This window comes from Dyella kyungheensis, assembly GCF_049913195.1.
In the GTDB taxonomy this organism is placed as follows: Bacteria; Pseudomonadota; Gammaproteobacteria; order Xanthomonadales; family Rhodanobacteraceae; genus Dyella; species Dyella kyungheensis.
Map to the genome: position 1 here is coordinate 4366418 of NZ_CP183983.1, position 20449 is coordinate 4386866.

A 20449-nucleotide genomic window follows, 5' to 3' on the forward strand; every position below is an offset into this window, starting at 1 on the left:
GACGCCGTTTCGTGCTTGACTATGCCCTCCCCTCACCGCTCTCGTCGCTGTGCCGCCACCCCGCAAGATCATCCATGTGGACATGGACGCGTTCTACGCGTCGGTGGAGCAGCGCGACGATCCCTCGTTGCGCGGCAAGCCGGTGGTGGTGGCGTGGCGCGGTGCGCGCTCGGTGGTCTGTGCCGCGAGCTATGAAGCGCGCAAGTTCGGCGTGCGCTCGGCGATGCCTGCCGTGCGTGCGGAACGGCTGTGTCCCCAGGCGATCTTCGTGCCGCCCGATTTCGGCCGCTACAAGGCGGTGTCGCGGCAGGTGCGCGAGATCTTCGCGCGGCACACCGAGCTGATCGAGCCGCTGTCGCTCGACGAGGCCTACCTCGACGTCACCAGCACCCACACCCAGCTGCCCTCGGCAACAGCGACGGCGGAGGCGATCCGGGCCGCCATCCGCGAAGAGACCCAGCTCACCGCCTCGGCCGGCGTGGCGCCCAACAAGTTTCTCGCCAAGATCGCGTCAGACTGGCGCAAGCCTGATGGGATTTTCGTGATCCGCCCTCATCAGGTGGAGGCATTCCTCGCGCCCCTGCCCGTTGGACGGTTGCCCGGCGTAGGCAAGGTGATGGAGGCCAAGCTGACGGAGCTGGGCATCGCCACCGTAGGCGATCTCCGGCAACGCGGCGCGATGGAGCTGGAGCAGCGCTTCGGCCGCTGGGGACGGCGCCTGCATGAACTCTCGCTGGGCATCGACGACCACGCCGTGCAACCGGATCGTCCTACCCTGCAGGTATCGGCCGAAGACACGTTCGAGCACGACCTGCCGCTGGACGAAATCGCACCTCATATCCGCCGACTCGCAGAGAAGGCCTGGGCCGCGCACGAGCGTGAGGCTTCCGGAGAGCACGCGCGGGTAGCGCGGACAGTCGTGCTCAAACTCAAGACGTCGGACTTCCAGACGCTGACCCGCAGCTTCACTCCTTCTTCACGCCCCGACTCCGCCAGCGACGTCGCCGAGATCGCCTGCGCGCTGCGCGACCGCGTGGAAAAACCAGCGGAAACACGCTATCGGCTGGTGGGTGTTGGGCTGGCGGGTTTCGTCGAGGTCGACAGTTTTGCGGCGCAAAGCGATCTCTTCGCCAACGTTGGTTTCAGTTGAAACCACGTAGGAAGTAAACCTAGGTCGAAAGAATTGTTAAAGAGGCCTTGTCTAGACACCCATTTCCTGAAAGAGTGGCCTCGGGGAACCCATCAAGCGGTGCAACACCTATAGACGTCTAGGCGCCTATAGCGGGGACTCTTTTGCCTACGAATTCGGGGAGACAACCATGCAGTCCAATTACAATCGTCTATCGATAGCGGTGCGTTTGGCCCTTTCTGTTGGTATCGCTTCCACGGCCGCCATGGCCCAGGCACAGGACGCAACGAACAAGGACGCATCGAACGCACAGAGTCAGGGCACCAACGATCAACAACCCGCGAACAAGGCCAGCGCCAAGACGCTTACTGCCGTCTCGGTCACCGGCTCGCTGATTCGCCGCGTGGACGCGGAGACGGCCAGCCCGGTCGTCACGCTGGATCGCGCAGCCATCACCAACAACGGCAGCCCGACCCTGGGCAACGTGTTGCAGGCCCTGCCCAGCATTTCGGGCAATGCCACCAATACGCAGAACAACAGCAACGGCGGCGGCGGCGCGAGCCCCACGCTGGAAGGCGGCGATGGCGCGGCACGCGTATCGCTGCGCGGCCTGGGCGTGACCCGCACGCTGGTACTGGTCGACGGCCAACGTTTGGCCAACCAAGACGTCAACATGATCCCGCAGAACATGATCGAGCGCGTGGACGTGCTGGCTGAAGGCGCCTCGACGGTGTACGGCTCCGACGCCATCGGCGGCGTGGTCAACTTCATCTTGCGCAAGGACTTCAAGGGCGCCGAGCTCAGCGTGAACGATGGCATTTCCAGCCATGGCGACGCGCAGCGGCACGGCGGCCAGTTCACCGTGGGCGCCAGTGGCGAGGAAGGCAACATCGTCGCCGGCGTCGACTACAACAAGTACAGCCCGGTGCTCGCCACCCGTCGCGGCTTCTCGTCCCACCAGCTGTATCTTTCCAGCGGCGTGGTGAACGCTGCGGGCTCGGGCACCATTCCCTCTGGCCGCATTCTTATTCCGGGCAGCTCGCCCGCCGCGGCCGGCTGCGCACTCAATTCGCAGGGCAACACGTACGTCACGCTGGGCAACGGCAACGGCAGCAGCCTGGGCAACTACCGCTGCTACGGCGGCGCCGGCGATACCTTCAATTACAACGCCTACAACTACATCCAGACCCAGCAGGAACGCAGCAACTTCTTCGTGTCCGGCAACTACAAGATCGCCGACAGCGTGACGTTCTTCGGCGATGCGTTCTACAACCACACCAGCTCCAGTGGTCAGGATGCACCGGCACCGACCAGCGTCGGCGACGGCTGGAATGTGCTGGCCAGCAACCCGATCAATCCGTTCGGCGTGACCTTCAGCCAGGGCACCATCGGCGATCCGAACACGAGCGGCTACCAGCTCAGCACGCGCCTCACCGGCCTGGGCACGCGCCTGCATACCTTCACCACCGACAACTATCAGCTCAATGCCGGCCTGCGCGGTGCGTTCGGTCAGAGCACGTGGATCTGGGATGCCAGCTTCGACTACGGCCACACCCGCCGTGTGCAGACCAACTACAACGAAGTGAACGTGCCGGCCTTCCAGGCGGCCATCGACGGCGGCGCCAACATCTTCAACCAGGCCGATCCGGCCGTTACCGCACTGCTGAAGAACGGCGTGGACGCGCCGCAGTACACGCTCACCAGCAGCATGAAGCAGGCGCAGGCGAATGCTTCCGGCAGCCTCTGGGATCTCCCGGCCGGCTCCATGCAGCTCTCGGTCGGCGCGCTGTATCGCAAGTCCACGCTCGACTACAACGTCACCAGCGACGCCCTGCTCGACCCGGCCACCAACACCTGTGTGGTGCTGTCCGAAGCTTGTGGCTCGCCCGGCGGCGGCAGCATCGACGTCAAGGAAGTCTATGCCGAAACGCTGATTCCGCTGCTTTCGGAACAGCCGTGGGCGTACTCGTTGAATGTCGATCTGGGTGTGCGCTATTCCGACTACAACACCTCGGGCAACACCACCAACGGCAAGTTCGCGATCGAGTATCGGCCGATCGCCGACCTGCTCATGCGCGGCACGGTCTCGCAGGTCTTCCGCGCGCCCAACCTCGATGAGTTGTACGACGGTCGCACGGTCGCCGGCCCCACGGTTTCGGACCCATGCGTGGGTCTGAGCCAGGCCGAACTCAACCAGCACACCGCTGCCTGCCAGAACGTTCCCGTCAACTGGACGGGCAACCCGCTCGGTCAGGTCACCGGCTACTACTCCGGCGCGGCCGCCGTGGGCACCTCGCTCAAGCCCGAGCAGGGCAAGTCGATCGATATCGGCTTCGTCTATTCGCCCAGCTGGCTGGAAGGCGTATCGAGCTCGCTGGATTTCTGGCACATCTACCTGACGGACACGCTCACCCCGATTGCCGCGCAGACCGTGCTGAACTCGTGCTACGCCAACAACAACAGTCCGTATTGCTCGTACATCAACCGCTACGACAACACCAGCAAGCTGGCGGGTGCGGTCAATTACATCAATACGCCGGTGGTGAACCTGGGCAACCTGAGCACGAGCGGCGTCGACTTCACCTTGAACTATGCCATCCCGCATTTCGACGTGGGCAGCGTAGACCCGGGTAGGTTCAAGGCCGGACTCAACGCCACCTATACCTCCACCTACAAAGTAGACGCTACGCCGAATCAGCCTGGTGCAAGCACCGTCGACTACGCGGGCACCTATTCGCAGCAGTTCGGCAATATCTCGCGTCTGCGCGGCACGTTCACCCTCAACTGGGCGCTGGGCAACTGGAGCGCCCAGTGGCAGAGCCGCTACATCAACCACGTCACCAACCTCAACGCCGACTTCCTGACCGGAGCCAGCGCGCAGATGGGTGGCATCACCTACCACTCGATCTCGGCAGGCTACGAAGTCCCGGTCATCAAGACGCGTTTCGACCTGGGCATCGACAACCTGACCGGCCGCGTGCCGCCGCTGATCTACCAGAACGGCGTGAACTACAACGTCGACACCGCCACCTACGACACCATCGGCCGTTACTACTGGGCTCGTGCGACGGTGAAGTTCTAAGCGAGGTCGTTCGAAGCAGTAAAACCAAAGGCCGCGGCGATCCAGCCGCGGCCTTTTCGCTGTTAGCATGCGGCGATGTCCAAGCCCCCTTCCACCGCCGAGGTTGCCACGCGCATGCTCGCTGCCTATCACGGCGGCGATATGGCGACGGTGCTGGCGCTGGGCGAATCCGTGGCGCAGGCCGGCGATGCCGACGACACCGTGCTGCTCCTGCTGGGAGCGGCGCAGCAGTCTCAATTCAAACTCGACGATGCGCTGGCCAGCTTCCGCCGCCTTGTCGATCGCCGTCCCGACGTCGCCGAATACTGGAACAACCTGGCCGTCGTCGCGCGGCAGCTGGACGACCTGCCCACGGCGGAACACGCGCTGCGGCAGGCGCTTTCGCTGGCGCCGCAGGAGGCCCAGATCCACTACAACCTCGGCCTGCTCTACGCGCAGCAGCAACGATGGTTGCAGGCACGGGAGGCGCTGCTGGAAGCGGTGCAGTTGGTGCCCGCCTTCATCGATGCACGGCTGCAGGCCGCCTATGCCTGCCATGTGTGCGGCGACAACAGCGGCGAACAGGCGATGCTGGACGGTGCCGAAGCGTGGCCGCCTCAGCCGGTGGAGCAGGCGCTGATCCTTGCCACCATGCTCGCCACCCAGGGCTGCCTGCCGGACGCGTTCGCGGCGCTCGACAAAGCCGTGCTGCCCGAGGGCGAGCAGGCCCAGGTCGCTCGCTGGCGGCTCGCCGCCCGGCGCGCCGCCCTGCACGAGCGCAACAACCGCATCGAACAAGCTCAGGCGGAACTGGCCGGACTGCCGCTGGAAATGCTGGAGACGCTCCCCGCCGTCAACCAAGCCCTGCGCAGCGAGGGACTGAGCGCTCACGCGGCTGTAGCGGCTCGACTCGGCGACAGCACCGGCGCGGCCACGCTCAGCCAGCGCATCCTCGATACCGCGCAGGAGCACGACGTGCGCGCCAATGCCGCGTTCGCCCTCGCTGCCGCGCTGGCCAAACAGGGGCAGCACCAGCAGGCCTGGCGGGCTGCGGAAATGGCGCACGAGGTCCAGCTCGCCACTGCACGCGACATCGTTCCCGAACTGCTCGCCGAAGGAAGCCGGCCGTTGGCGATGACGGCCCACGGCGTCAGCCATCGTGAACATGATGGATGGCGCACGCTCGATGGGCCGCGAAAGCAGGACAGTCCGGTGTTCGTCGTGGGCTTTCCGCGTTCGGGCACCACGCTGCTGGAACAGATGCTCGACGCACACCCCGACTTCCGCTCGATGGACGAACGCGCCTTCGTCTACGAGCTGACCGAGCGGATGAATCTCGCCGGCCAACCGTATCCAGCGGGACTGGCGAACCTGAGCCAGGGCGAAGCCGACCAGTTGCGCGCGATCTATCGTCAACTGGCGGCCAAGGTCGTGCCCGGGCTCGGCGCCCATCGCCTGGTCGACAAGAATCCGCTGAACATGCTGTGCCTGCCGATGATCGCGCGCCTGTTTCCCGAGGCTCGCATCATTCTCTGCCTGCGGCATCCGTGCGACGTGCTGCTGAGCTGCTTCATGCAGCCCTTCCGCTCGCCCGCTTTCATGGTGATGTGCTCATCGCTGCAGCGCCTCGCCGAGGGCTACGTCCAGGCCTTCGAGCACTGGTTCGGCAACGTGGAGGTATTGGCGCCACGGGTGCTGGAATGGCGCTACGAATCGGTGGTCGAACGCTTCGACGAGCAGGTGAGCCGCCTCGGCCAGTTCCTCGAGCTGGCCGATGCATCGCCCATGGCCCGCTTCGCCGAGCATGCGCGGGCCAAGGGATACATCAGTACGCCCAGCTACGCGCAGGTCACCGAGGGTATCCACCGCAAGGCGGTGAATCGCTGGCATGCTTACCGCGACATGTTCGAACCCGTGCTGCCCATCCTGCAGCCCATGATGGAGCGCCTGGGTTACGACGCCTGACTTTTACTGCGGCGCTGGCGCGTCGCGCGTTTGATGGTCCGTGATGGAAGAATTCAACATGCATTTCGAAGTCCCCAAAGTGAAGCTGCATTCGCTTCGCGAATTCGCGCAGCATTACCTGATGATCGTGCTCAGCATCCTTACCGCGCTGGGGCTGGAGCAGTGGATCGAGAGCGTGCACCACCGGCACGCGGCCGAGTACGCCAGTGCGCGGATCGAAGCCGAACTGGGCGACACGCTGCGCGACATCCAGAAAGCCATCGACGTCGATCAGGAGCATCTCAAGCCGCTGATCGCCGTCGACAAGGCGATCATCGACGACGTCCGCAGCGGCAAGTCCGACGCCGACATCAACCAGCACATCCGGCAACTGAACGACCAGGTCAAGCTCGGCATCAACTGGCCCGCCTTCAGCACGGAGGCATGGGATGTGGCGGTGGCCAACCAGTCCGCCTCCTGGATCGACGTCGAGCGCCTGCATCGCTTTGCGGCGGCCTACGCCGCGCAGCGGGACGCCGCCAGCTGGACCGCGCACAACATGACCCTGGCGCTCGATGCGCCGCGCATGGTCGACCTGCATACACGCATTGGCCTGGGCAAGGATGTCGATCCGATCGAGTTCCTCACGGTGCTGCAGCAGATGATCAACACCTCGAACGAGACCGTCGGCTATCTCGAGCAGACCTCGCTGCCGATCAAGGCTGCATTGGCGAAACAGGGACAGTAAACCCCGCTTGGAAAAACGCCATGCCGCACCGTGCGGCATGGCGTTTTTTCATCCTGTCGCAGCCTGTTTGCAACGGGAAGCAGACAAGCTCCGATACAGCGTCGCGCAAGACTGCGCGTGCCATCGAAAGACTTCACGCATCAATCACAACTCGGCGCGACGCCACACGCGAAATGCGCAGCACGTCACAGACATCTCGTGCAGCACAAAAATGGCTTGTTTTAAGCACTTTTGCTGCATGTGCGATACATGACATGAGCCGCTTCTTCAAATCGTCGTGATGACGAAATTCACGCTCGTGACAATTTACGTCGACCTCGAAATCGCGCAACACGTTCGCGCACTTTCTGCAAAGAAGAAACTGTTGTGCCTCAACAGCTCGCATCGTTTCAAGCAATGCAACGCTCGCTGTCGAATTGCTTACAACAGCCGACGCACTATTTTTCGATTTGCAACCGCGATTTTTATGCGTTACCAAACCGGGTAGAGCACTCGCCGCCTGGCGGATTTTCGGGTGTTCGTGATCGAAACGTGATCGCTCCAACTCCTTCCGCTTGGAAGGATCAACGCAAGCGCAAGAGATTCGCTGCAACGCTCCGTTGCGGCGTGAGGGTTTGTTTTTGTCCGTCATCGGCTACCGGAATTCCCCGGAGCCGAAATCGATAGCTATTCGCGTACCAGGGAGAATAACCATGCGTGCACAAACCAAGATCGCTGTACTCGCCGGCTTGATCGCCGCCGCCTGTATTCCCGCCGTCGTTTCCGCCCAGACGGCATCCAACCACCTCGGCGCGCTGGAAGAACAGGCGCAGGCGAGCTGGCGCGAAAGCATGGCGCACATCGCCACGCCGTCGGAAGGTTGTTTCGAGGCCACCTACCCCAGCGTCATCTGGCACCAGGCCGCGTGCCATGAAGTCACTCCGCGCGTGGCACCGGTGCCGCGCTTCCGCCTGTTCAACAATGGCGCCGCGCAGACCGCCGGCAACGGCAACGACTACACGATCCAGACCACGAGCCTGATCACGCAGGCCGTGGGCAGCTTCCCGTCCGTCACCGGCGTGACCTCGGAGAGCGGCGTGGGCGTGGCTGCGTATGGCGGCGGCGGCATCCTGGGCGCGAACGAATACTCGCTGCAGATCAATTCGAGCTTCGACGACACCACCTCCGCGTGCAAGAGCCACTCCGGTTGCACGGTGTGGCAGCAGTTCGTCTATGCGCCCGACTACGAGGTGCAGGGCCAGGCGGCGGTGTTCATGCAGTACTGGCTGATCGGTTACGGCGGCACCACCTGCCCGAGCGGTTTCGGCAGCGACGGCGAAGGCGACTGCTACAAGAACAGCGCAGCGGCCACCGCACCCGATGTGCCGGCCACGCAGCTGGCGAACGTGAAGCTCACCGGCTCGGTCACCGCCGGCGGCAACGACACGGTGGTATTCACCAATGGCACCAAGGCCTATACCTCCAGCGGCAAGGACAGCGTGCTGCTGCTCGCCCAGGTGTGGAAGGTCGGCGAATTCAACGTCGTCGGCAACGCTGGCGGTTCGGAAGCGAAGTTCAACAGCGGCTCGTCCATCACCGTCAAGCTGGCGGTGACCGACGGCTCGACGGCCGTGCCGTCGTGCGTTGCCAACTCGGGATCCACCGGCGAGAGCAACAACCTCAACCTCGGCAGCTGCACCAAGGCGGGCGGTTCCACGCCGTACATCCAGTTCACTGAGTCGAACTGATCGCGGCATAAAAAAAGAGCCCGGGAATTCCCGGGCTCTTTCTGCACATCGCATCTGTCGCGATTATTTTTTCTTCTTCGGCAGGTACAGATCGGTGATGGTGCCTTCGTAGACTTCGGCCGCCATGCCCACCGACTCGCCCAGCGTGGGATGCGGATGGATGGTGAGGCCGATATCGGCCGCCTCGGCGCCCATCTCGATCGCCAGGCACAGCTCGCTGATCAGGTCGCCCGCGTGCGGGCCGACGATGCCGGCACCCACGATGCGATGGGTTTCCTCGTCGAAGATCAGCTTGGTGAAGCCCTCGGTGCGATCGATGCCGATCGCGCGGCCGCTGGCTGCCCAGGGGAACTTGCCCACACCGATCTTCAGGCCCTTTTCCTTCGCTTCGCGCTCGGTCACGCCGACCCAGGCAATTTCCGGATCGGTAAAAGCGACCGACGGAATCACCCGTGCGTCGAAATGGCTCTTCATGCCGGACACGACTTCCGCCGCCACACGCGCTTCGTGAGTGGCCTTGTGCGCCAGCATCGGCTGGCCCACCAGGTCGCCGATGGCGTAGATGTGCGGCACATTGGTGCGCATCTGCGTATCGACGTTGATGAAGCCGCGATCGGTCACGGCCACGCCGGCCTTGTCGGCGCCGATCTTGTTGCCGTTGGGCGAGCGGCCCACGGCGACCAGCACGCGGTCGAACAGCGTGGTCTCGGGAATGCTCTCGCCTTCGTAGCTGACCTCGATGCCCTTCTTGGTGGCTTTCGCTTCCACCACCTTGGTCTTCAGGTGCACGCCCTTGAGCTTCTTGGCCAGACGCTGCGCCAGCGGCTTGATCAGATCGGCATCGGCGCCGGGAATGAGCTGGTCCATGAACTCGACCACGGTCACTTCGCTGCCCAGCGCGGAATACACCGTGGCCATTTCCAGGCCGATGATGCCGCCGCCGACCACCAGCAGTTTCTTCGGTACGTCCTTCAGTTCCAGCGCGCCGGTGGAGTCGATGATGCGCTCGTCGTCCCACGGGAACGCCGGCAGGCGCACGGCCTGCGAGCCGGCCGCGATGATGGCGTTCTCGAAGCGGATCAGCTTGGTGCCTTCGGCCGTCTGGACTTCCATTTCGTTCGGCGAAACGAAGGTGCCCACGCCCTGCACGGTGCGCACCTTGCGCTGCTTGGCCATGCTGGCCAGGCCGCCGGTGAGCTTGCCGACCACCTTGGTCTTGAAATCGCGCAGCTTGTCGAGGTCGAGCTTGGGCGCACCGAAGGTGACGCCGTGCGCGGCCATGGCCTCGGCTTCATCGATCACCGCGGCCGCATGCAGCAGCGCCTTGGACGGGATGCAGCCCACGTTGAGGCAGACGCCGCCGAGCGAGGCATAGCGCTCGACCAGCACCGTATCGACGTCGAGGTCAGCGGCGCGGAAGGCGGCGGTGTAGCCGCCGGGGCCGGAGCCGAGCACCACGAGCTTGCATTCGATGTCGGGCGTGCGGCCCGAGGCGCCAGCGGCCTTCGGTGCCGGCGCAGCGGCGGGCGCGGGCGCAGGAGCAGCGGCCGGTGCCGGTGCAGCAGCCTTGGGTGCCTCGGCCTTCGGCGCTTCCGCCTTGGCCGCGCCATCGGCGGCTTCCAGCACGGCAATCACCGCACCTTCGGACACTTCATCGCCCACCTTGACCTTCAGTTCCTTGATCACGCCGGCGGCGCTCGACGGAATTTCCATCGTGGCCTTGTCCGATTCGAGCGTGACCAGGCTCTGTTCCTTGGCGACGGTGTCGCCAACTTTCACCAGCACCTCGATCACCGGCACGTTGTCGTGACCGCCGATGTCGGGGACTTTGATTTCGATGGTGCTTGCCATGGGGAATCCTTAGTTCTTTTCGCTACGCAGTGAGGACTGGCGCAAGACGGGCCCCTCACCCCGGCCCTCTCCCCAGAGGGGAGAGGGAGCAACGCTCAGGCGTCAGAGCAGCAGGCGGCGGATGTCGCCCAGCTGCTGTGCGAGGTAGGAAGCGAAGCGCGCGGCGAGCGCGCCGTCGATCACGCGGTGGTCGTAGCTGAGCGACAGCGGCAGGATCAGGCGCGGCGCGAATTCCTTGCCGTTCCACACCGGCTTCATGGCCGCCTTGGACACGCCGAGGATGGCCACTTCCGGTGCGTTGACGATCGGCGTGAACGAAGTGCCGCCGATGCCGCCCAACGAGGAAATCGAGAAGCAGCCGCCCGACATGTCGTTCGGACCGAGCTTCTTGTCGCGCGCCTTCTTGGAGATCTCGCCCAGTTCGGCGGCCAGGTCCAGCAGGCCCTTCTTGTCGCAGTCGCGGATCACCGGCACCACCAGGCCATCGGGCGTGTCCACTGCGATGCCGATGTGGAAGTACTTCTTCAGGGTCAGCTTCTCGCCGGTCACATCCAGCGAGGAGTTGAACTGCGGGAATTTCTTCAGCGCCGCGACCACGGCCTTGATCTGGAACACCAGCGGGGTGACCTTCAGATCCTTGTTCTCTTCGCCGAGCTTCTTGCGGAACGCTTCCAGCTCGGTGATGTCGGCATCTTCGTGCTGGGTGACGTGCGGGATCATCGCCCAGTTGCGCGCCAGGTTGGCACCCGAAATCTTCTGGATGCGCGACAGCGGCTTCTCTTCGATCTCGCCGAACTTGCTGAAGTCGACCTTCGGCCACGGCAGCAGGTTGAGGCCGCCGCCCGCGGCGACCGGCGCACCGGTGGGACGCGCGCCGGAGGCCAGCGCGTGCTTCACGTAACCGGTGACGTCTTCGCGCTGGATGCGGCCGCTGCGGCCCGTGCCCTTCACCTGGCGCACGTCCACGCCCAGCTCGCGCGCAAAAGCGCGGATGGCAGGGCTGGCGTACGGCGCATCGCCCGGCATCACGATGCCGGCATCGAACGGCGGACGCGCGGTGGGTGCCACGTCGCCTTCGGGCGCATTGCCCGGCAGCACGCTGCGACCGCCGACGGGTTCCGGCTTCTCCTCGACCTTCGGCGCTTCGACCTTGGCAGCCGCCGGCGCGGCAGCGGGAGCCGGCGCGGCGGCAGGTGCGCCGCCAGCGGCTTCCACCAGGGCGATCAGGCTGCCTTCGGACAGCTCGTCGCCGATCTTGACCTTGATTTCCTTCACCACGCCCGCGAACGGGGCCGGCACTTCCATGGTGGCCTTGTCCGATTCCAGCGTGATCAGGCCCTGGTCCTTGGTGACGGTGTCGCCCACCTTCACCAGGATCTCGATCACCGGCACGTCTTCGCTGCCGATATCGGGCACCTTCACTTCCTGCACGCCACCGCCGCCAGCGGCAGCAGGCGCGGCGGCCGGAGCAGGTGCGGGAGCCGGCGCAGCGGGCGCGGCCTTGGCGGGCGCTTCGGCCTTGGCCGGCGCGGCAGCGGGCTTGGCGGCGGGTGCGGCGGCCTCGCCTTCGGCTTCGATGATGGCGATGAGCGTGCCTTCGGACACCTCGTCGCCCACCTTCAGCTTGATTTCCTTGACCGTGCCCGCGAACGGGGCCGGCACTTCCATGGTCGCCTTGTCCGACTCCAGCGTGACCAGTCCTTGCTCCTTGGCCACCTTGTCGCCGGGCTTCACCAGCACTTCGATTACCGGCACGTTTTCGCTGCCGATATCGGGAACGCGTGCTTCTTTAAGGTCGGCCATGGTTTCTCCTACGGATGGCGATGGCGAGCCGGCGGGGATGACGGCCGCTTAAGGTATTCAATGATAGCGAACGAGACCCCGTTCCGGACGCTTTTGGATCGTTTGAAGGCACCATTCGCATACGTATGCACTACTTTGGTCTAGCCGCCTTCCGACCCATCGCAACGGGCTCGCCCGCCGATGCATTCCACTTCGTCAGGTGGTCTGCTCCGGCAGCCGGCCATGCTGCAGCACCATGGAGGGGGGCGGCGGCGAGAGGCTGATGCCCTCGGCCTCGAAACGCTCCTTCAGCGCACGCAGCAGGTCGGTCTGCGCGCCCCAGCCGTCGCCGCTGTTGGTATAGGCGCGCAGCACCAGCATCACGCCGGCGTCGCTGAGGCCTTCCGTCCATACGCCGGGCGCAGGATCTTTCAGGATGCGCGGATCGGCGGCGAACTGGCTGCGGATCAAGTCCATCGTCTTGCCAATGTCGTCCTTGTAGCCGATGCGCAGCTTCAGCTCGAAGCGGCGCGTGCCGCGGCGATTGAAATTGATGATCGCGTCCGAACCGATCTTGGCATTGGGCACCACCGCCTCGCGGTTGTCGGGCATGGTCAGCATCGTATGCATCAGGCTCACCGCTTCCACCGTGCCTTCCACACCGCCCGCCTGGATGTAGTCGCCCACGCGGAACGGGCGAAAGACGATCAGCAGCACGCCCCAGGCCAGGTTGCTCAGCGAACCCTGCAAGGCCAGGCCGATGGCCAGTCCGCCGGCGCCCAGCGCCGCCACCAGCGGCGCCGACGGCACGCCGGCCTGCTGCAGCGCCATCACGATCAGCATCGCGATCAGCACGCCGTAGATCAGATTGCGCAGGAAGCCGCTCAGCGTCATGTCGACATTCGCCCGCTGCATGGCGCGCTGCGCGATATTGGCCACGCGTGCCGCCAGCCACAGGCCGATCAACAGCATCAGGAGGGCCAGGCCGATATTGATCAGCGTCGCGATGGTGGCTTCGGAAAGTGGCAGACGGGCCAGGAGATCGTGCATGGAGGGCGGTTCTCGCAAGGAAAAAACCCCGCGAGCCTAGCAACCCATGGATCAAGGTTCCGTTGCGTGCACGCATAAAGCGACCGCGCCGGGGGAGCCGACGCGGCCGAAGGTCGAGCAGGGGAGCTCCGACGTAAGATCAGTGCGCGGATTCGCCTCCGCCGGCGCGCGCACTGTCCGTGGCTGGTGTCAGCTTCTTGTTGTTGGTTTTGTTGTTGTACGCCAGCAGTTGCAGGCGCGAGCCGTCCTGCAGGCGAAATTGGAACTGCCGTTGCAGGGCGTCGAGCGAGCTGAGCCGCGGGCACAGGGCTTCCGCTCGCTTGTCCAGTTCGTTCGCCCGCTTGTTCACTTCGCGGTCGATGCTCTTGTCGAGCGAATCGGCGCGGGCCTCCAGCGCGGCCACCTTGCTCTGGTCGCCCGAGAGCGCCGCCGATACCGCCTGCCCCGCCACCTTGGAAACCAGGTCGGACACGGAATCCTCGACGCTCTTCTCCACCACCGCCTCCATGTCGTCCGATTTCCACACGCCCTGGCCCAGGCCTGCGTCGAGGCGTGCCAGCGCCTGCTGATGGTTTTCATCGAGACGCCCCACCATGCGGCGGCGCTCGTCGTCGTTCTCGGCGAAGGTCATCAGCACGGTGCGCATGGCGGCGAAACCGATGTTCACGCCTTCGCGCGCAATGCCGGCCACTTCCGGCAACAGCTGGCGGACTTGCTGCTCGTAGTCGCGCAGGCGGGTCGCGTCCTCGCTGTTCACCGCGACCTCGCGGTCATTCACGCGCAGGTGACCGTCATGCATGAACACGTCGACCGGCTGACCCGCGTCGCGATGGAAACCGATGCCGTTGGGCATGACCTGCACGTCGTAGGCGGTGGAATAGCCGCAATGCCCGTCATGCACCTGGAAATCGTGCGCATGCAGCGAACCGCCCAGCGTCAGTCCCGCCGCCATCGCGCAAGCCATCATGGTGATACGCATGCCCCGCCCCTCCGTGCGCCACCTCCGTGGCCCTCGAAAGCCACGATGCGGCACAGCATGGTTTTCCGGCATGGGCCTGTGGTCATGCCGTGCCACCAGTCACCCGAGACTTCTGGGCTATGACGCAGCGCGCATAGGAATGCTCTCGCCATCACGCTAAGTTCGGGAACGCAAATCGCCACGGGGAGGCGGGGAATGCGGGATGGGTGCGATGTGGTCGTGGTGGGAGCCGGCCTCGCCGGGCTGGTGGCCGCCACGGAGCTGGCCGATGCCGGCAAGCGCGTGCTGGTGCTGGAACAGGAACCGGAACAAAGCCTGGGGGGGCAAGCGTTCTGGTCGTTCGGCGGATTGTTCTTCGTCGACTCGCCGGAACAACGGCGCATGGGCGTGCGTGACTCGCATGCACTGGCGCTGGCGGACTGGATGGGCACCGCCGCGTTCGACCGCGCGGAAGATCATTGGCCGCGCCGTTGGGCCGAGGCGTACGTGGATTTCGCCGCGGGCGAGAAACGCGCCTGGCTGCATGCGATGGGCATGCGCTGGTTTCCGGTGGTGGGCTGGGCCGAACGCGGTGGCCACGGTTCCATCGGCCACGGCAATTCGGTGCCGCGCTTTCACGTGACCTGGGGCACCGGTCCGGGCGTGATCGAGCCGTTCGTGCGGCGCGCCCGCGAGGCGCAGGCGAAAGGCCTGCTGCAGTTCGGCTTCCGTCATCGCGTGGATGAACTGATCGTGGAAGGCGGCGCCGTGGTCGGCGTGCGCGGCAGCGTGCTGGCCGCCGACGGCATGGAACGCGGCAAGCCGAGTTCGCGCGATGTGCTGCACGGCTTCGAGCAACGCGCGCAAGCGGTGATCGTGGCCTCGGGCGGCATCGGCGGCAACCACGCGCTGGTGCGCAGGAACTGGCCGGAGCGGCTGGGTCCGGCGCCCACGCACATGTTGTGCGGCGTGCCCGCGCATGTGGACGGCCGCATGCTGGGCATCAGCGAAAACGCCGGCGCGCGGCTGATCAATCGCGACCGCATGTGGCATTACGTGGAAGGCATCGAGAACTGGAATCCGATCTGGCCCAAGCATGCGATCCGCATTCTTCCGGGTCCGTCGTCGTTCTGGTTCGACGCGACAGGCAAGCGGCTGCCCGGTCCGCTGTGGCCCGGTTTCGACACGCTCGGCACGTTGGAGCATCTGCGCGGCACCGGTCACGACTACAGCTGGTTCATCCTCGACCAGCAGATCATCCGCCGCGAATTCGCCTTGTCGGGCTCGGAACAGAACCCCGATCTCACCGGCAAGAGCTGGCGCCAGGTCGCCAAGCGCGCAATCGGCAAGGGTGCGCCCGCGCCCGTGGAAGCGTTCAAGCAACACGGCCGCGATTTCATCGTGCGCGACTCGCTGGAGGAACTCGTCGCCGGCATGAATGCGCTGGCCGGCAATACGCTGCTCGACGTCGCGCACATTCGCCGGGAAATCGAAGCGCGCGACCGTCAGTTCGACAACCCGTACACGAAGGACGGCCAGGTGATGGCCATCCACAACGCGCGTCGCTATCGCGGCGACAAGCTGGTGCGCGTGGCCAAGCCGCACCGCCTGCTCGATCCGGCGAACGGCCCGTTGATCGCGGTGCGCCTGAACATCCTCACGCGCAAGACGCTGGGCGGCCTGGAAACCGATCTCGATGCACGCGTGCTCGGCCACGATGGCCAACCGATGCCCGGCCTCTATGCCGTGGGCGAGGCGGCCGGTTTCGGCGGCGGCGGCCTGCATGGCTATCGCGCGCTGGAAGGCAGCTTCCTCGGTGGCTGCCTGTTTTCCGGCCGTATCGCGGGTCGTGCTGCGGCCAAGGCGATCGCATGAGCGTGCATGCCCTGCCTCGCATCGCCATCTATGGCGCCGGCAGCGTGGGCGGCTATCTCGGCGCCCGGCTGCACGACAACGCACGCATCACCTGCATTGGCCGACGCCGCGTGATCGACGCGTGGCGCATCCATGGCGGACTGGACTGGAGCGACCTGCAAGGCGGCCATGAACACGTGGCCACGCGCGACGTGGAGCTGCAGGTCGATCCCTTCGCGGCCGCCAAGGCGCATCTGGTGCTGGTGACGGTTAAGTCGTCGGCCACCGAAACGGTGGCGCGCGAGTTGGCGGAAGTCATCGCGCCTGGCGTACCCGTGGTGAGTTTCCAGAACGGCCTGCACAACGCGGCGACGTTGCGCGAAGCGCTGCCCGGTCATCCGGTGCTCGCCGGGATGGTGCCGTTCAACGTGCTGCAACGCATTCCCGGCGACTTCCACCAGGGTTCCGCGGGCGAGTTGATGGTCGAGGCGCACGAATCGTTGGCGGCGTTCCTGCCGGTATTCGAAGCCTCGGGTCTGCCGTTGACGGCGCGCAGCGACATGCCGGCCGTGCTGGCCGCCAAGTTGCTGCTCAACCTCAACAATGCACTGAATGCCTTGTCCAATGTGCCGTTGAAGGAAGAACTCTCGCAACGCGACTGGCGCCGCTGCCTGGCGCTGGCACAACGCGAGGCGCTCGCAGTGTTCGCGGCGGCGGACATTCATCCCGCCAAGCTCACCCCGCTGCCGCCCATGTGGTTGCCGCGCGTGCTGGATATGCCGGACGCGTGGTTCAAGCGCCTCGCTTCACGACTGCTGGCGATCGATCCGGTGGCGCGTTCGTCGATGTGGGAGGACCTGGAACGAGGCCGCCCCACCGAGGTCGATGCGATCAACGGCGAGATCGTTCGACTGGCGATGCAGCATCACGTACCCGCACCGGTGAACGAACGTCTCGTGCAATTGATCCATGAGGCCGAACAAACGCGACGCGCGTGGAGCGCAGCCGAACTGCTGGCCGAACTCACCCTGTAGGAGCGCACCCTGTGCGCGACCGGCACGAAGCGAGGCGGCGCAGCGTGGTGGTCGCGCACAGCGTGCGCTCCACACGTCACTCTTGGTCCGTGCTGTACAACTCGCGCCGCAATTTACGCAGCGACACGGTTTCCCACGCCGCCACCACCACCAGGATCACGGTGGTGGCCGCCGCCAGCGTCGCCACCGACATCGCCTGCGCCGGCCAGATCAACAGCACCAGCACGCCCAGCCCCGCCAGATGCGAGAGCGGCAGGTTGGTGTGGTTGACCGTCTGCTTGAACAACGCATTGCCCAGCAGATAGAGCGCCGGACCGCCGAGCAACACGGCGATCTGCGCGGTTCCGGCGATGGCGTGCGGATGCCCCAGGCTCAGCTCGTCGCCCACGGCACAAGCCACGATGCCGGCGACGATCAGCAGATGCAGATAGGTGTAGCCCAATCGCGCCGTGCGGCCCGGATCGTCCGATTCGCGGATCGAGCGGCTGCCCCGCTCCACCCCGATATCGAAATAGATCCACCACATCGCCACGCAGCCGATGAAGGCCGACACGAAGGCCAGCCACACGTCCGCCGTGCGCGCGCTTTGGGCAAAGGTGCTGCCCATCACCACCACCGATTCGCCCAGCGCGATGATCACGAACAGGCTGCAGCGCTCCGCCAGATGGCCGCCTTCGACATCCCATTCGCGCGTGTTGGAACGCCCTAGTCCCGGCACATAGAAAAACGCTGCCGGCCCCAGGTATTCGATGCCCAGGGCCAGCGCCCACCAGGCCAGGCGCGCTTCGCTCGTCGCCAAGCTTCCCACCACCCACAGCACACCCGCCACCGCAAACCACAGCGTGATGCGATAGAAGTTGAGGCGCGCGGCCGGTGGCGAATCACGCAGTGCCCACACCATGAACAGCGAGCGTCCCACCTGCATCGACGCATACGCGACGGCGAACAACATCGCATGGCCGTCGAACGCTTCCGGCAACGCCACCGATAACAGCAGGCCGCCAAACATCAGCGCCAGCACCAACAGGCGTACGGCAAAGCGGTCGGGATCGAGCCAGTTGGTGATCCAGCCGGTGAAGATCCACACCCACCACACGGCCAGGAACAACAGCAGCACATGCAGCGCGCCCAGCACGCTCAAATCGCCCAGCAACGTGTGCGAGAGCTGCGTCACCGCGTAGACGAACACCAGGTCGAAGAACAGCTCGATATTGGTGACCTTGCCGTGCATCCCGGGCTGGCGCGGACGCAGCAGGTTGTTCGAGTGGCTTGCTGCGCTGACCGTGGTCTCGGGCATGGCGCGATCTCCGTGGCGTCGCGCTCCTTATCGCACAGGGGGCAGCCCTGCCGCCACGGCGATCAGCTGCCGTCGTCGCGGATGGAGGCCACTTTGCCGTCGGCCACCACGATGGTCACGATGCGGCGCCCCTGCCGGTACTGCCATTGCTCGCCACCCGCTGATGACGACCGATGGCCGCCCTTGCGCTTCCAGCCGTGACTGCCTGAGGCCGGCTTGGCGTGCGAGCGGTACACCGGCTTGCCCAGCAATTCCACGACTCGCGCGGCGCTGTCGCCCACCACCAGCACCTGGCTGCCCACGCGCAGCGTTCCACTGCCGGCGTGGGCGAGGCAGGTCATCAACAGACCAAGCAACAGAACAACGAGACTGCGCATCGCCAGCACCTCTTCCCCACCCGTTTGACGCGTGGGAGCAGGTTAGTGATGCGATGGTCCAGGCCGCGATGCGTTCGCAGCCGCGGCGACATGTCGGCAGCGCTCGCGCAAGTTCGTCAAGCATCCTCAGTCCATATGAGAGTGCACTTGTGCGCGACGGGTATGGCCCCAGTCGCGCACAAGTGCGCTCCCACAAGGGAGTCGCGACATTTGAATCCGGATGCAGCGATCAGCGCGAGCGATCGGCGATGTCCGACACCCTGCCGTTGACGATGGTGATGATGACCACCCGCCCGTCGTCGCGCAGGTATTGCCACCGCTCGCCCTGGTAGCCGCCGAAATCGCTCTCCACCGGTTCCTTGAAGTCCGGCTTGCCCATCAACTGCATGGCACGCACGGCGCTGTCGCCCACGGTCAGTACCTCGCTGCCGACACGATAGGTGTTGGAGGCATAGGCGGAAGCGCTCAGCAGGAGCAAGGCAAGCAGGAGATAGCGGCGCATGATGAACTCCGTGTCGTCGGTGACGCTTAGAAACCCGCGCCCGGGGTCGCGAGATAGGCCTGCTCCGCAGGTGTATCGGTACGGCCAAGGACGGCGTTGCGGTGGGGAAACCTGCCGAACCGCGCGATCACATCGTGGTGTCGACGGGCGTAATCGAGGTAGTTCTGGAAACGCGGACGCTGCGCTTCCGGCTGACACGCCAGCAGCCGTTCGAACAGGCGCACGCAGTGCTGCTGCAGCACCGGGCTCTCGGCGTGTTCGAGCGGCATATAGGCAAACACCCGCTGCATCGGCGCCAGGCGCTGGTCGTATCCCTGCGCGATGCCATCGAGCGCCAGCACCTGGGTGCCGGGATCCCCGGCCCATGCACGGGCATCGTGGCGGTAGAGATTGCGGCTGAACTGGTCGCGCACGATCAGCAGCGCCAGCCAGCCTTCGGGGGTTTCGGTCCAGCCATCGAGATCGCCGCGCAGGGCAGCTTCCAGCGTGTCGCCGAAGCGCCTGCCGATGGCAGCATCGAAGGCGTCGTTACGCTCGTACCAGAGCGCTTCGGAGTCGCTGTCGAACTAGAAATCCAGCACGTCCGCAGGAGTCGACGGCACACGCGATCCTCATCGATGGGTCGCCGGTCAACCGTGGGTGGTGCCGGCCAGGCAGTGCATATCCTTATGGATGCCATGCAGCCGCGACAACTGGACTCTCAGCACACGCGCCGAGTCGTCCGAGGCCTGCGCCATCTGTTGCTCGAAGCTGTTCAGCAGCGCGCACTCGTTGCGTGCGAGATAGTGGATCCAGGCCGAATCGCGGTTGGACGCCATGCCCGTGACCATTTCGGCCAGCGCGCTGCGCACCGCACCGGCCAGCGTGCCATGGCGCGCCGGGGTGGAGCCGGTGGCATGCACCTGGGCCTGCAGATCGCCGATCAGGGTGTCGAGGGTGTGCAGGTTCTCTGCCAGCAGCGCCTGCAGCCCGGGCTCACGCACCTGAGCCAGCGCCCGACGGTACATGTCCCGGTCATCGATGCCCTGTCGAATGAGAGCGTTGTATTGCGGTGTACGCGACACGAAGTCGCCTCCTGACGGCCAAATACGACTGCGGGTGCCATCCTCTGCCCTTGCCACTTAGCGGGAGGTTA

17 protein-coding genes are annotated in these 20449 nt (G+C 65.2%); 7 read left to right on the plus strand and 10 right to left on the minus strand.

What is annotated here, in order from left to right; genetic code table 11:
• The first annotated feature begins 82 nt into the window (after positions 1-82).
• The 4 genes from dinB to ACN9MB_RS19690 all read left to right on the plus strand — a co-directional run bounded on the left by dinB (position 83) and on the right by ACN9MB_RS19690 (position 6882).
• Positions 83-1150, plus strand: coding sequence for a DNA polymerase IV (gene dinB / locus ACN9MB_RS19675; protein ID WP_426269985.1), 1068 nt, complete (start codon positions 83-85; stop codon positions 1148-1150).
• A 169-nt stretch (positions 1151-1319) separates the two neighbouring features.
• Entirely contained in the window at positions 1320-4211 is a 2892-nt protein-coding gene (locus ACN9MB_RS19680) for a TonB-dependent receptor domain-containing protein (RefSeq protein WP_204637336.1), read from the plus strand.
• Positions 4212-4286: 75 nt separating this feature from the next.
• Positions 4287-6155 (plus strand): sulfotransferase, encoded by a 1869-nt coding sequence (locus ACN9MB_RS19685; protein ID WP_426269986.1) that lies wholly within the window; start codon positions 4287-4289, stop codon positions 6153-6155.
• A gap of 58 nt (positions 6156-6213) precedes the next feature.
• Positions 6214-6882 carry a hypothetical protein gene (locus ACN9MB_RS19690; protein ID WP_204637337.1) on the plus strand — a complete coding sequence of 223 codons (669 nt, stop codon included), beginning with the start codon at positions 6214-6216 and terminating at the stop codon, positions 6880-6882.
• A 133-nt stretch (positions 6883-7015) separates the two neighbouring features.
• On the opposite strand, the gene ACN9MB_RS19695 is transcribed toward ACN9MB_RS19690, so the two are convergent.
• Entirely contained in the window at positions 7016-7513 is a 498-nt protein-coding gene (locus ACN9MB_RS19695; protein ID WP_426269987.1) for a hypothetical protein, read from the minus strand.
• Positions 7514-7574: 61 nt separating this feature from the next.
• Here ACN9MB_RS19695 and ACN9MB_RS19700 point away from each other — a divergent pair, with 61 nt between their 5' ends.
• The gene (locus ACN9MB_RS19700) at positions 7575-8609 is read left to right on the plus strand and encodes a hypothetical protein (RefSeq protein WP_204637339.1); all 1035 of its coding nucleotides are present in this window, start codon (positions 7575-7577) and stop codon (positions 8607-8609) included.
• 63 nt (positions 8610-8672) lie between these two features.
• Here the strand turns inward: ACN9MB_RS19700 and lpdA are convergent, their stop codons facing one another.
• The 4 genes from lpdA to ACN9MB_RS19720 all read right to left on the minus strand — a co-directional run bounded on the left by lpdA (position 8673) and on the right by ACN9MB_RS19720 (position 14271).
• The gene (gene lpdA / locus ACN9MB_RS19705; protein WP_426269988.1) at positions 8673-10460 is read right to left on the minus strand and encodes a dihydrolipoyl dehydrogenase; all 1788 of its coding nucleotides are present in this window, start codon (positions 10458-10460) and stop codon (positions 8673-8675) included.
• Positions 10461-10562: 102 nt separating this feature from the next.
• A complete protein-coding gene (gene aceF / locus ACN9MB_RS19710) occupies positions 10563-12263 on the minus strand; it encodes a dihydrolipoyllysine-residue acetyltransferase (protein WP_426269989.1) in 1701 nt (566 codons plus the stop codon).
• A gap of 195 nt (positions 12264-12458) precedes the next feature.
• Entirely contained in the window at positions 12459-13292 is an 834-nt protein-coding gene (locus ACN9MB_RS19715) for a mechanosensitive ion channel family protein (protein WP_426269990.1), read from the minus strand.
• 139 nt (positions 13293-13431) lie between these two features.
• Complete coding sequence (locus ACN9MB_RS19720) at positions 13432-14271, minus strand: DUF2884 family protein (protein WP_426269991.1); 840 nt, start codon at positions 14269-14271, stop codon at positions 13432-13434.
• Between the two features lie 195 nt (positions 14272-14466).
• Here ACN9MB_RS19720 and ACN9MB_RS19725 point away from each other — a divergent pair, with 195 nt between their 5' ends.
• Positions 14467-16125, plus strand: a complete 1659-nt coding sequence (locus ACN9MB_RS19725) for an FAD-binding dehydrogenase (protein ID WP_426269992.1) — start codon at positions 14467-14469, stop codon at positions 16123-16125.
• Positions 16122-17138, plus strand: a complete 1017-nt coding sequence (locus tag ACN9MB_RS19730; protein ID WP_426269993.1) for a 2-dehydropantoate 2-reductase — start codon at positions 16122-16124, stop codon at positions 17136-17138. Before ACN9MB_RS19725 ends, ACN9MB_RS19730 begins: the two co-directional genes overlap by 4 nt.
• A gap of 76 nt (positions 17139-17214) precedes the next feature.
• Here the strand turns inward: ACN9MB_RS19730 and ACN9MB_RS19735 are convergent, their stop codons facing one another.
• The 5 genes from ACN9MB_RS19735 to ACN9MB_RS19755 all read right to left on the minus strand — a co-directional run bounded on the left by ACN9MB_RS19735 (position 17215) and on the right by ACN9MB_RS19755 (position 20378).
• Complete coding sequence (locus tag ACN9MB_RS19735; RefSeq protein ID WP_426269994.1) at positions 17215-18435, minus strand: low temperature requirement protein A; 1221 nt, start codon at positions 18433-18435, stop codon at positions 17215-17217.
• Between the two features lie 62 nt (positions 18436-18497).
• Positions 18498-18812, minus strand: a complete 315-nt coding sequence (locus tag ACN9MB_RS19740; RefSeq protein WP_426269995.1) for a DUF2845 domain-containing protein — start codon at positions 18810-18812, stop codon at positions 18498-18500.
• Between the two features lie 229 nt (positions 18813-19041).
• Positions 19042-19314: a DUF2845 domain-containing protein gene (locus tag ACN9MB_RS19745; RefSeq protein WP_204637347.1), complete on the minus strand. Its 273-nt coding sequence runs from the start codon at positions 19312-19314 to the stop codon at positions 19042-19044.
• Between the two features lie 26 nt (positions 19315-19340).
• The gene (locus ACN9MB_RS19750) at positions 19341-19823 is read right to left on the minus strand and encodes a DUF924 family protein (protein WP_426271952.1); all 483 of its coding nucleotides are present in this window, start codon (positions 19821-19823) and stop codon (positions 19341-19343) included.
• A gap of 120 nt (positions 19824-19943) precedes the next feature.
• The gene (locus ACN9MB_RS19755) at positions 19944-20378 is read right to left on the minus strand and encodes a PA2169 family four-helix-bundle protein (RefSeq protein ID WP_338031027.1); all 435 of its coding nucleotides are present in this window, start codon (positions 20376-20378) and stop codon (positions 19944-19946) included.
• Positions 20379-20449 lie beyond the last annotated feature (71 nt).